This is a genomic window from Psychrobacter arcticus 273-4, from assembly GCF_000012305.1.
In the GTDB taxonomy this organism is placed as follows: Bacteria; Pseudomonadota; Gammaproteobacteria; order Pseudomonadales; family Moraxellaceae; genus Psychrobacter; species Psychrobacter arcticus.
The window spans coordinates 561,539-573,705 of the sequence record NC_007204.1; the positions used below are offsets into that span (position 1 = coordinate 561,539).

Consider the following 12,167-nt stretch of genomic DNA (forward strand, 5'->3'; position numbering starts at 1 on the left):
TGGTTTAGGGTTGGTTAGAGAGTAGGTAGCAGTTGAAAGTTACCATTCATATCTGCGCGTATGCGATATTTTTTGACATCACCTTTATTTAAACTGACATCGATAGCATCGGTCACAGACGGACATAAGCCGCCGCGCGTATCAAACGATATGATATGACGGCCGTTAGGAATGTGCAGAGTGACTGCGTCGGACGGCTTGAGCTTGGCCGCAACATTATCATCGATAGACAATTTCATGGCGCAAGCTGATCCAAGTACGCCGCTGTCCCGCGTAACAGTGACCATTGCAGTATCAGCAGCAGATGCGTTGTACAATGCTGACGATACTGGGCGAGTAGTGGTAGCAGGGTTGGTTGAGCACGCGCTTATTAAAATAGCAGCACTAGCAGCAAATAAAGTCTTAATAATAATATCTCCAAAGTGTGCAAAATATTATCATACCGACTTTTGTTGTCAGCGTCTAACAATTGCTAGCGTTTGGCGTATGTTTTATCTAACGTCCCGTTAGGCCGCATCATTTTCATGACCTCGCTACTGACGACTGCTGCCAGACCTTGCCCGATTTGCTTGCCGTACTGACTGTTTGATTCGACATTTGAGTTGCCGTCCATCGACACGGTCACATTGACGTTGATATTTGGCGCGCTAGATTGACGATCATAAGTACCATTGTGCATCGCCTCAAGCTCAGGGCGATATTTTCGGGTAGTGGGTGCGTTTGCGACAAACTCATTTGCGTGAACAAGACCCGCAGGATCTGAATCGCGACCGGTTGCCGTAAAGCCACCGGTTTGATAACCTGGTAACTCCAATGTCATTGATGATGCAGCGCTAATGATGCGGGCAAACTCAGTAGCGATGGTTGCGGCGCCTGCTATTTTTTGAGATAGCGTTGCGCCCTCGGCCATCGCATCACCCCAAGCTTCATACATGTTCAGACCGGCAGATGCCATAACAAAGGATTGCTGACCGGCAAACATGAGTTTGTACGCAAGATTTTGTTCACCAAGCATGGTTTTAAATGAGCCTGCGAGACTAGCGGCTGTCTGTTCAGCAGTGGATAGCGTGAGTTGAGTTGCTGCCATCACAAACTCACGTTGAGCATCGAGCTTGGCTTGTTGATAGCTGACAGTCAAGTTAAGCTCTGCTTCTTCGGCGGCTTTTATGACGTCTAACCGACTTTTATATTGCTGTGCAATAGAGTAATTTGCGCCGGTGCCATTCATATCTGCTTGCTGAGCATTGAACCCATCACGCGCGCCTTTTTGCAACTGACCGGTATCGTATATCTGAGCGCCAGCCATTGCGTTGCGCAAGTCAGACTTTTGCGAAGGATTAATATCAGTACGCATATCAAGGGCACGGCGTTGATCCGCATAAGATTGCCGTAAGGCTGCTAAATCTGATTGGCCAATGCTAGTTAGTTGGCGCAGTTCGCTTTCAAACGCATAACGACGTTCATCAAGTGCCAGTTGTTCAGCTTGATTCAGCGCGTCAATCTTAGCTTTGCGCAGCTCTTTATCCATTTTGATTGTTAATTGGATTTCGCGTCGCTCAAGGGCATACTGATTGCGAATACGCTCAGCGTCTGTTTGCTCAGATTGCTGTGCGTATTGCATTTCTTGATCGTGAGTGAGCTGCATTTGTGCAAGCTTGGTATTAGCGACATCGATAGCATCATCGATGAACGCTGTGCGCTCATCATCATTAAAGCCGCTTGCATTAATCTTGTCGATTTGGTTGGCAAGCTGCATTTCAATACGAGTGGCTGCGTTTGCATACTCCATTCGAATGGCGGTGCGGTCTTTAGATTGCTGCTCAAGTATACGAGCTTGCTCTGAGGCAGCGCGCTGTTGTTCTTGCGCCAAGGCATTATTCTGTTGTTTGATATATTGAATATCAGCACCACCAGCTTTTGTCGCTTTTTGACCATAAACAGATACATGTAGATGGCCGCCAGTCGCATTCTTAGATGGGTTGGCATATTCATTTAATACTTTGACGCTATAGCCGTATTGAGCGGCGGCTTTTTTGATGATAGCGGCGGCGGAGGCGGCTTGATTAGCATTCTTAAGTACAACATCAAAAGCTTGTCCTGATGCGTGCTTGCTATTAGTCCCCTTGTGGTAAGTGTCATTCAAAGCGCTAAAATATTTAAGGTCATTACCAAGTAGCGACTGCGTGACTTCAGCAAATTCAGCGGTATAACCGCGTACTTTACCACCAGCGATAGCTTCGTTAGCTTTAAGTTTAAGCCCGCTAAGTGCGGTGTTGCTGACGTAAGCAGCGCCTAATTCTTTGGCAGCTTTTAGTGCGGCTTTATCAGCTTTGGCTTTATCTTCAGCTGCCTTTTTAGCGGCTTCTTGTTGCTCCTGTTGTTCTTGTCCAGTTTTCCCAAGCTCTTGATTTATTTCAGCGAGTCGCTTTTTTTGTTCTATCAAAGCATCAACGGTTGCATTGCTGATGCCGCTGCCAAGTTCATCAACACCTTTTAATAAATCAGCATAACTTGACAGGCTGTCACGTATGTCTTGATCGACCATACGATTCATTTCACCGGCAGCTTTGATGTTACTACCCATTTTTATGGCTATTTCAAGACCACTATCTGCGATACCGACACCGTCCAATAGTGTGCTTATGATGGCGGCGACACCGCCAATAGAGCTGCCAACAGCGTCAAATGTAGCTGCCACGCCAATGCCGACTTTAGCGACCCCCTTGAATCCTATAGCTAAGTTTTGACCTGCTAGATAGGCGGCATCGGATGCGGTTTCAGTACCAGTCAGCTTAGTAGCGACATCCGCTAAGACAGGGATAAACCCTTTCACGAATTGTGTTTTTGCGCCATCAACGGACAATTCCAACAAGTCGGTGGTAGCTTGAAGTTTTTGTGTGGCTACTATTGTTTCGTCGTCCATTACAGCGCCAGCATTTGCTGCGGCTTTTGCCCAGACATCAAAACCTTCGCCGCCATTAGCTAGCAATGGGATTAATGTAGTTGCGTCACTAGCCATGGCCTCCATATAAAAGGTCATTTCGTTTTGACCGATCTTGGCTTTCTCTAGGCTGTCATAGTATAACTGTAGGGCTTGTGGACCTGATAGATTGCGGAATTCGTCGGCAGTGACACCGATTTGTGGGGCGATATTCTCAAAGAAGTCAGCCATACCGCCGCCGCCAGTACTAAGAAAGTCACCTATCTTGTCTGACGTGTCTTGAAATATCGCGCCCAGAGCATCTTGTTCGATGCCCATTTTTTTCGCGCCAACAGTATATTTTTGAATTTCTTGTACAGATGAGTTTGCAACGTTGGCGGTGTGTTGAAGCTCATTAGCGAGTGCAACTTGCTCAACGACCAAGGCGGTAGTGGCGGCAGCAGCGACGCCGATAGCTGCACCTACTGCTGGTCCCATTTTATTTGCATATTCGCGCATATCGCTAAAAGCGGCGACGGTTTGTGTGCGGGCGTCTGCAATTGATTGGTTGAATGCGGCGGAGTTGGCAGCTAGTACGATTTCGAGGTAGGATAGGACTGCCATTATATTTCTCCATTAAAAAGCCCTATCATTTCTGAAAGGGCTTTTTATTTGCGTATTTTAATTGGTTATTAATGTGGCCATTCTAAGTCGCTAGTGTCAAAGCTGAATTGCTGGTTGGCGTATCTAAAAAAGCCCACCTAGGTGAGCTTTCATTAAAAAAGTATAGATTAATTATTTTAAAATACAGAAGTCATTATATGCTTTTTTAAATTCAACAGTGCCGTCGTCAATGTTATAGATGCCTAACTCTGGAATTAGATAGTAGTCTTTAAAACCACTATAGGCATTGAAGCTATTCTTACCATTAACCTGACTACAAATAGTGGCTGGAAATTCTTTACTAGCTTTAACGTATCTTATTGACCCAAACTCAGCAGAGGCAGGGTCTTTCATACTTTGCTTAATAAGCATCTGGCTATAAGATGCCGCTGCCCAAGCACGCTTATCGAAGTTATCCTGATCCAAATCAAACGTTTCCAACGTCTCAGATAGCGATACTTCTTCCACCTCAGCGACTGGTTCAGATGGCGTATCGTTAGCCGCGCCGCTAAATACTGACCAAAGGACTGGTATGCCGATAAAAATCAGTGCAAGCCATGTGATAATTGAAGTTTGCTTGTTTTCTGCACCACAATTGGGGCAACTCTTAGCGTTTTTGCTGATTTGATTGCCACAATCTTTACACTGAATGAGATTAGCCATGCCCAATCCTTACCAATAATTTTATAAAAACATACTATAACCTATCAGCAAAGGTTGGGCAATTATTAAGCAACGTCAAACATCTTAGCCATCTGTTGCGTCTCCCTTTCCAGTTTAGCGATTTGCGCTGCCTTAGCGCGCTTTTCTATCTGCTCAGCGGGTAGTGGGTTGGGATTGAATGAAAGGATGTCGTACAGGCTTCCTGTGTAGCTGGTTATTCCAGCTTCTATTTTTGCAGTTTGAATATCACTACGATAGCCGCCCCACGGATCGATATTATAGTATGCCATCCATTCCGCTAGCTCCTCATTGGATAATGTGGCTGATAGTTCAGCCACAGTCTTGCCCAGTTGAATTGCAAGCTTAAATAAGAAGCGGCGGTTAGGACGGCTTAAGAGTTTTTTTCAGCCGCCTCTACTTTATCAGGACCGACGCCATTTATTTCATTGTATCTTTGGAATACAGGCATAGTGACGTAAGCTGGCCATTCGCTAATGACAGGAATTTGATCATCGCCAAATAAGCGTTTGCCGTTTTCATCCACGACTGCATGAGCAAAGGTGACAGCGCGTTGGGGATAATCTTTAAATTCGCTATCTGCACCAAATGCGGCTTTCTCAAAAGCTTCGCGCTCGGCAACATTGTGGATTTTGATATTGACGTTACCACCCAGATGTTTGTGCGGCATACTAATATGACCAGTTGGCAGTTCAGCGATACAGGCAGCAATAAGGGCAGCAGTTAATTGTTTTGACATAGTCTTATCCTAAGTTTTCAATGGGGTTATATATAAATTCAAAGCTAGCATCGCACTAGCTTTGTTTGATTCGTTATACGGTCGTCGTGATGAGATTAGAGATGGTCAGCGACCCTTTCATACGCAGTTTTTTCTCTTTATCAGTTGATTCTTCCCACTTCATTAGCTGGGCAGTAAAGGTTTTTTTACGAGCTAACTTTACAAACTCGTATTCAAAGTCTTTATAGCCGTTGGTTGCCCACATTGCATCCAATGCCATATGCGTCGGATCAGTGGGGTCATAGACGACTTCAAAGTCAATCTGCGAGTTTTTCTTAAAGTCTACAACGACAGTAACCTCTTCTTGATCATCTGTTGCAGTGATCGTGTCGCTAGTCTTTTCAGCCTTTGGTGGTGCACACTCTTGTAACAGGGGAATTTTGGTGAACGTAAGGCCGTCACCAATCAGATCCATGTTTAATCGGTAAAAACTGTCTACGATATTTTCTTTAGCCATTGCGGTGATCCTTGTGATTGATTAAAAAATAGTGCCCCAGATTCGGATATCAGCAGTCTGGCGGTACAGGTCAGGGTCGGGGAATGGGCTGCGGCCGTCAAAAGCCGCGCCTTCGATGTTATTACTTATCTGTTTAAGTGCCAGCTTCATCGTGTCGTTGGCTTCGCCATAAGTAGTTGCGTATACGTCGATTTGGATAGGCACACGCTCGTGCCCAGTGTGTCCATCGTCGGTAGTAATATCGATAGAAGTTATCGGCGTATAAACGATGTATGGCTTGCCTTTGACTATAGCGGCAGCAGTCTCTGGTACTTTCAATGGATAAACTCGACCGGCGACGATAGGGTCTAGCACTGATTTGATAAGTTTGGATGCGTCCATGTTTATCGCTCATATCATTAGTCTTGAGTAAGTTTATCGATGCGTTTAGTGAGCTCTTCACTGAATAGTTGGATAGCTAGCTCAACGTTCTGTTCAAAAGCGGGTCTTAAATAAGGAGTCGCTACCATCCTACTGTTGCCGCGCTCTACAAAATGCCAGTAATAAGGGTAAGGTTTGCCACGACTCTTTTTGACTCGGACAGTGACGGACGGTAATTTGCTTTTCTTCATCCGTTGTCTTCCAATGGATTTTTTTAATGTTCCGGGTTGGATAGTGAACGTTTGACCATCGTTGTATTTTAATTGGTGAGCTGCTTCAGACTTATTGGCATTTTTCTTAGCGGCTTTCATGATGGGCAGTGCTGCCTTCATCAAAGCACCTTCTAGCGTTTTTTTTTGCATTGATAGAGTTAACTCTGCCAAGGCGTTATCAAGCTCACTGAGCCCTAAAACTTCAAATTCAATATTCATCAAATCGTTAGACATTGGACACCTTACATATGATAATTTTTTTATTATCAGCTGGTACCGGCATGACAGTAATGACCTCATAGACTTGATTGTCAGCAAGGTTTTTTATTTTGTCGGTCTGATTGATGTCAGTGTTTAAGTCAACATGCAGTTTTGCGCTGATCGTCATGCCTTCTGTATGGGCTTGGATGACAGCGTTGGCAGATAGTGGCAGCCATTCGCAAAACGTTTGACTGACTTCGCCAAAGCTAGATATCGTGTCGCCATAATCATCTTCGGTTGCAGTGGCTCTCAAAATACCAATAGGCGTGCTAAGCCGACCGCGACTAATTTTTGCCATGTCATACTCCCATCTTGCGATATTTATTGAGTAGTCTCTCAAGCGCGTGATTCATATGCAGTTGCTCAGTTTGTTGCGCCTCACGATTTTGGTATAAGTCACCGATGACCAGCAGGGCTGCATGGCGTAAAGATTCTGATAACTCACCAGTAGGCGTTAGGCAAATATCCTCTGTCAGCTCGCGGTCGATTTCATCTGCGATGAGGCGGTGAGCGGTAGGTATAAGACCGGCAATATACGCATCATCTATGGTATGCATGACGCGAAGGTGTGATTTGGCTTGGTCAAGCGTGATAGATGATGTGATCATGGATGATGCCTATATTGATTGGAATAAATAAAAAATGTATGAGCAGCGTGCTCTGTAGAAGATTTGCAGCTGCTCACCATTTTCAATTATCTAAGTGATAAATTTTTATTAAATTAGACTACGGGGCCTACGTTAACGAGGTCACCCGTCACAGCAGCATCAGGCATGACCACACCAAAGGCAGCTCGCATCTCAGCACGAATAGTTACCAAGTTTTTGCGGAAGTTGTCGCTATCTTCAGTAGACAGCTCAACAGTGACATCTTGGCGGATATAGCCTTCAGTCGCCATAGTAATATTACCAGCCCAAAACTTACCAATTGCCATTGCTGGTGACTGCATAACTTTCAAGCCCCAAAGTACGGGCTGAACCGCTGCGCCTGGTGAACCAAAGATATAATGGCCGTCAGTACCTTTGACTTGTTCGATTCCAGCCCAGTCTTGCGGATTTAAGATAACGGTCTCAGGAGGCAAAAAGTTAGCGTAAGCTTTGGCTTTTGCGGTGCTAATCGTGTCAATTGCATTGTCGTTTGACACAATAGTTAAGCTATTACCAACTTTCATCAGACCTTTGAAACTTTTGGTATCGCCATTGATGACCAGATATTCAAGTTTCAAGCGCACACCGTAAGCCATACGACCTTCGATATAAGCAGCTAGTGCTGGAGCGTCATCTAACACCTGATTACTGACTTGTATCCAATGCGCAATAACGTCAATCTCTAGCGAGTCAACGCCAAACGTAAGGCTTGACTCAGGCTTAAGCATACCTTCTGGCACGATGTCAGCCATAAATGTGACAGCGCTTTCACGCACATAAGGGATAAGCGGTGCAGTCGTTGGTATCCAATTGATCATAGTGACGATGGTCAGAGGATCTTCAGTCGCGGCGACCATCTTAGCATCGTTGATATTGCCAGCCGTGTTGATTGTGCCTAGCAGTACCGTATTACGCGCAGAGACGCCATCAATCTGTACTTTGCCGCGTGAATGCTTAATCGCTTTGATTTCTTGCGAGATGCCTTCGTTGCGAGAGAGTAGGCCACCGATACTATTAGGGTCAAGATCGCCGTCTTGTACACCGCGCACCATTTTTTGTTCAAGCTCTTCAAAGCGGGCAGACAATTCACCGACGTCTTTGACGCTATCCTGCAAATCTTTAATAGCAGCGTTACGGCTTTCAGTGTCTGCTTTATCGTCGGTAAGTAGCTTTTGCTTATCTTCGATGAGCTTATCGAGCGTTGTTAAGCGAGTTTTTAGCTGACCAGCAAGCTTTTCATATTCATCTTTAGAGCCGCCAGCATCACGGGTCACTACACCCATGCTAGCAATGGCACAGACTAAGGCTGTTTTCTTGATATCACGCATAATATTTTCCTTTAGGCAAAAAATAGCCACCGAATGGCAGCTTTAGTTAGGGTTTGATTGGGGTTAAAAAAGATGGGTTAAGAGTCTAAAAAGGCAAACGGGTCGTTATCTTTGCTAGTATCATCAGCGCTGGTGCCCATGATGCTGTCGAGTTTGGTAATAAAATGTCGTGCGTCGGCTTGGTCGAGCCCTAGCTTAGTCAGCATGTCGCAAGCATCACGCTCATCGGCTAGATTGTTAATGGTCTCAGACTGTCGGTTGACGCGGGCACTACGGTCGCTTGGCTCATCAACGACACTGATTTCAAATAAATCTGCGCGCTTGATAAGAATGTGACCCTCTTGCTCTTCATAATCCATTTCAGTTGGGTTGTAAAAACAGATAGACAAGCCATCAACAGTCAGGTGTCGCATCATGGCGCCGACTGCGGTTGCCAATGGCAAGCCTTGGGTTAGTTCGCCTTTGACGCGCAGCCCGATGTCGTCTTCCTCAAATTCTACCCACCGACCAACACGCATGGCAGCATTAAGGTCAAACATGTTGCGCCAACCGTGGTTGTAGTACATATGCACTGTTTTAGCGTCATTTTCGAATGCAGTAATCATATCCGAGAACGCGCCACGGGCGAATTTTTCGCCATGTAAGTTGATGCTGTCCCATTTGACCGCGTAGCCTTCAAACGTGTAAGTTGCGGCGCCGTCTTTGCCAGGCTCAGCAAATCGTATCTTAGTATCAATGATAGGCATGCGGCGCGTACTGACAGATTGCAGCAGCTCACTGCGACCATCTCGACATCTCATCGTTTGCAGTGAGTGCTTATTCATTGCTGGTATCCTTTGTTTGATTTGGTGGTGGCTGTTTGGCGACGACACTAAGCGGTGCAAAGCCCAATTGCATATAAAGGTTGTCGCCGCCTTCTTGTGGCTTCCAACCTTCAGCGCGACGTATCTCATTCGGTGTGCGCTGACCTGTCGATATTTCAGTGTTATACATTGCAACCCGTTCTTTTCGACTCGAACGCAAGATAGCATCAGCATCAATCTCAAACTGGTACCGGTCCCAATCTTTCCTCGGTACTAATGAAGTCAACATCGATAATTCAAGCCGCTCAAGATAGGGCCGCAAGTTAAACTTATGAAAAGCTTCGATGATTGAGGCAATACCGCTGCCCCAATTCGTTGATTGAGTGCTGTCATTAATCAAAATACTTGGCACCCCAAACATACGGGCAATCTCTTCTAAGCTAAAGCGACGAGTGGCCAATAATTCAATATCACTTGGCGTCAAGCTTATGGCTTCAAACTTCATATCAAGTGGTAGTACTGGCATAAAAGTTTCATCACCGCTAGTCAACGATGCCATTTCGTTACGAAGTGCGGTACGCTGTTCAGCAGTAGGGTTGCCTTTTGTCATCAATGCGCCAGTGGGCTTAGCACCATTACGCATGAGCGACGTGATTTTGTCGTCTGATGCATCAGCGACAGCGACTGCTTTGGTGGCATGTTGCAGCGGCGAAAGGCCTTTTATGCCGTTGCCAAATAGCTTTACATGCCAGATGTCAGATTCTTTAAAGTCTCGACTGAATGCAGAGGTGATTTGATGACGATATATAAGCTCATCATTTTTCAGAATGACTGTCATGTTAGAAGAGTTGATAATATCTAAGCTAATGATACGAGAGTTTTTTTCGCCTATTCGAGTAATTCTGACATAGGCATTACCATCACTGACTAGGTTCAGCATTAGCTGCTCCATAAACTCAATACGGTTTTGACGCTTATTGGGTTTATATCTGAGTAGCTTAATGAGATCGTGATCCGCTTTAGCGTCTAGCGTTCCGTCTTTATCTTTGGTATACATCTCGATGGGCATACTAGCGATGGTTTCAGCCAGTAGTCTTATCGATGCAAAGACAGCAGTGACTGTCATAGCGCTGTCAAAGGTGACAGGCTTAGCGGTTTTAGTAACTGTTCTAACCGCGTTTTGATTACCGTCCACGGGGTCACGCGGCGCGTAACCAAACCATGCGGCGACGCTTTGTATGATTGCCATGTTATCCCCTAAAGCTTACAAAGTCGGTTAAGTAGTCGCCCAGCTGCGATTCAAAATCTTTACTAGGCAAATCGCCTGTCTCGTCATAATACTGGGCGCGGTTGGTCGCGATGATGGCAGCGACAGCGCCATCAATTTTATTGGCATCTGATTCCTTACGAGGGAAGACATTGTCATTGGCGTCTTTTTTGACAGTGACGTTGCCCATACACCAGCGCAGTATAGGATTGCCATCATGATGCACGCGCTTGGATGTTAATAGCGCTTGTAGATGTTTCATCGGTTCGCTGAGGTAAGCGACACGCTGCGGCACCTCAACCATATTGAGACCTTGCTCATTAAGACGCATGGCTAAATAGGTCGCATTAAAAGGATCGTAACCCGTTTCCTGCATGTCATACTGCGTTGAATCGTGAATGATATCGCGTTCGATTTTTTCAAAGTCAGTAATGTTGCCATCAGTGACTGTGAGCCAACCTTGGCGCTCCCATTCGATAAAACGTTTTTGATTTGCGTTGTTGGCGTTGTCCAACTGTGCGCGGTTAATGTAGAAGTTAGCAAATAAGTAGTAATGAGATTCATCATCTATTTTTTTGACAAATAGTTTGATACGCGCTGCCAAATCGACTTTGGACGCCAAATCAAGACCGCCAAAGCATGGGTATTTATCAAAAAGCCCAGCAACTAAAGTCTTGTCAGCGGCGTCATCCCAATCTTGCATGTTGAGCCAACCGCTACGAGCGGCGACCCAAACGCATAAATGCTTGGTTAAGAAGTCAGCTTGTGCATCAGGGCTGATCGCAGCACGCTGATATTCCGCTTGTAATGCATCTTTATGTACTGATATGCCATAGTTTGGGTTTGCCTTGCGCCAGCTTTGTGGGTCACGCCAATCATCAGCCTCATCTATCGTATAGATAATGCCAAAATAACGGTCATGTGACTCAAGTCCTGATAAAACTTTAGTGACTAGCGTCCGCTGTTCATAGCAGACCCCATCTAAGATAAACCCCGCCGTCGTAATAGCGAATAGGAGTGGTTGCTCACGTGCGCCCATACCGGTGGCCATTACCTCATACGTATCATTTGATTTGTGAGCGTGTAGCTCATCGATGAGAGCGCCTTGAACGTTTAGACCGTCAAGATTGCCACCATAATCGCGGCTGACGGCTTTAAATGTTGATGCAGTAGCAATAGAGCTGACAGCGTGAGCCGACACCTCTATGCCCATCGCTTTTTGCATATCGGGGCGTTTGCGTACCATGCTTTGCGCGGTTTCAAAAACTATTCGTGCTTGGTCGCGGGTGGTAGCAGCTGAGTAAACTTCTGCACCCATCTCACCGTCTGCAAATCCGAGATATAATCCGATGCCAGCAGCCAGTGTAGACTTAGCGTTTTTCCTAGGTACTTCGACATATGCATAGCGGAAACGGCGTTTGCCATCAAAATCGACCCAGCCAAATAAATTGGCGATGATAAATATTTGCCAAGGCTCAAGTAGTATTAGTTCGCGCCGGTTTGCTAGCTCACCTTTGACGTGTGGCAGTAGCTCTATGAATCGGCAAGCTTTTGCGGCCAGCTGACTGTTGAATTCAAACTCAAATGCGGATTCATTCTTTGCGCGGTCGAGATCCGTCAAGTGACGTTGGCATGCTTGGCGCACGTATACACAAGCGTCAGTCGTACCGTCAACTACATCTGTGGCGTATTGCGTAGCGATATTAGCGTAAGCAATAACGTCCGACATA

General features: G+C 45.7%; 14 protein-coding genes. All 14 read right to left on the reverse strand.

Annotated features, from left to right (window positions below):
- Nucleotides 1-14: 14 nt before the first annotated feature.
- Nucleotides 15-287 carry a hypothetical protein gene (locus tag PSYC_RS02340; RefSeq protein ID WP_011279750.1) on the reverse strand — a complete coding sequence of 91 codons (273 nt, stop codon included), beginning with the start codon at nucleotides 285-287 and terminating at the stop codon, nucleotides 15-17.
- A 185-nt stretch (nucleotides 288-472) separates the two neighbouring features.
- Nucleotides 473-3,544, reverse strand: coding sequence for a hypothetical protein (locus PSYC_RS11205; RefSeq protein ID WP_011279751.1), 3,072 nt, complete (start codon nucleotides 3,542-3,544; stop codon nucleotides 473-475).
- 171 nt (nucleotides 3,545-3,715) lie between these two features.
- Entirely contained in the window at nucleotides 3,716-4,246 is a 531-nt protein-coding gene (locus PSYC_RS02355; RefSeq protein ID WP_011279752.1) for a zinc-ribbon domain-containing protein, read from the reverse strand.
- A 65-nt stretch (nucleotides 4,247-4,311) separates the two neighbouring features.
- Nucleotides 4,312-4,584 (reverse strand): phage tail assembly protein T, encoded by a 273-nt coding sequence (locus PSYC_RS02360; RefSeq protein WP_227500347.1) that lies wholly within the window; start codon nucleotides 4,582-4,584, stop codon nucleotides 4,312-4,314.
- A 53-nt stretch (nucleotides 4,585-4,637) separates the two neighbouring features.
- Nucleotides 4,638-5,003 carry a hypothetical protein gene (locus PSYC_RS02365; RefSeq protein ID WP_011279754.1) on the reverse strand — a complete coding sequence of 122 codons (366 nt, stop codon included), beginning with the start codon at nucleotides 5,001-5,003 and terminating at the stop codon, nucleotides 4,638-4,640.
- A 73-nt stretch (nucleotides 5,004-5,076) separates the two neighbouring features.
- A complete protein-coding gene (locus PSYC_RS02370; protein WP_011279755.1) occupies nucleotides 5,077-5,499 on the reverse strand; it encodes a hypothetical protein in 423 nt (140 codons plus the stop codon).
- 21 nt (nucleotides 5,500-5,520) lie between these two features.
- A complete protein-coding gene (locus PSYC_RS02375; protein ID WP_011279756.1) occupies nucleotides 5,521-5,880 on the reverse strand; it encodes a tail completion protein gp17 in 360 nt (119 codons plus the stop codon).
- Between the two features lie 17 nt (nucleotides 5,881-5,897).
- On the reverse strand, nucleotides 5,898-6,365 hold the full coding sequence (locus tag PSYC_RS02380) for an HK97-gp10 family putative phage morphogenesis protein (protein ID WP_011279757.1): 468 nt from the start codon (nucleotides 6,363-6,365) through the stop codon (nucleotides 5,898-5,900).
- Nucleotides 6,358-6,690: a phage head completion protein gene (locus tag PSYC_RS02385; RefSeq protein WP_011279758.1), complete on the reverse strand. Its 333-nt coding sequence runs from the start codon at nucleotides 6,688-6,690 to the stop codon at nucleotides 6,358-6,360. The genes PSYC_RS02380 and PSYC_RS02385 overlap by 8 nt, the downstream gene beginning before the upstream one ends.
- A gap of 1 nt (nucleotide 6,691) precedes the next feature.
- Complete coding sequence (locus tag PSYC_RS02390; RefSeq protein WP_011279759.1) at nucleotides 6,692-7,000, reverse strand: head-tail connector protein; 309 nt, start codon at nucleotides 6,998-7,000, stop codon at nucleotides 6,692-6,694.
- Between the two features lie 113 nt (nucleotides 7,001-7,113).
- Nucleotides 7,114-8,367: a phage major capsid protein gene (locus tag PSYC_RS02395; RefSeq protein WP_011279760.1), complete on the reverse strand. Its 1,254-nt coding sequence runs from the start codon at nucleotides 8,365-8,367 to the stop codon at nucleotides 7,114-7,116.
- A 77-nt stretch (nucleotides 8,368-8,444) separates the two neighbouring features.
- A complete protein-coding gene (locus PSYC_RS02400) occupies nucleotides 8,445-9,191 on the reverse strand; it encodes an HK97 family phage prohead protease (RefSeq protein WP_011279761.1) in 747 nt (248 codons plus the stop codon).
- Nucleotides 9,184-10,419 (reverse strand): phage portal protein, encoded by a 1,236-nt coding sequence (locus PSYC_RS02405; RefSeq protein WP_011279762.1) that lies wholly within the window; start codon nucleotides 10,417-10,419, stop codon nucleotides 9,184-9,186. The genes PSYC_RS02400 and PSYC_RS02405 overlap by 8 nt, the downstream gene beginning before the upstream one ends.
- Before the next feature lies 1 nt (nucleotide 10,420).
- Nucleotides 10,421-12,166 (reverse strand): terminase large subunit, encoded by a 1,746-nt coding sequence (locus tag PSYC_RS02410; protein ID WP_011279763.1) that lies wholly within the window; start codon nucleotides 12,164-12,166, stop codon nucleotides 10,421-10,423.
- Between the last annotated feature and the right edge of the window lies 1 nt (nucleotide 12,167).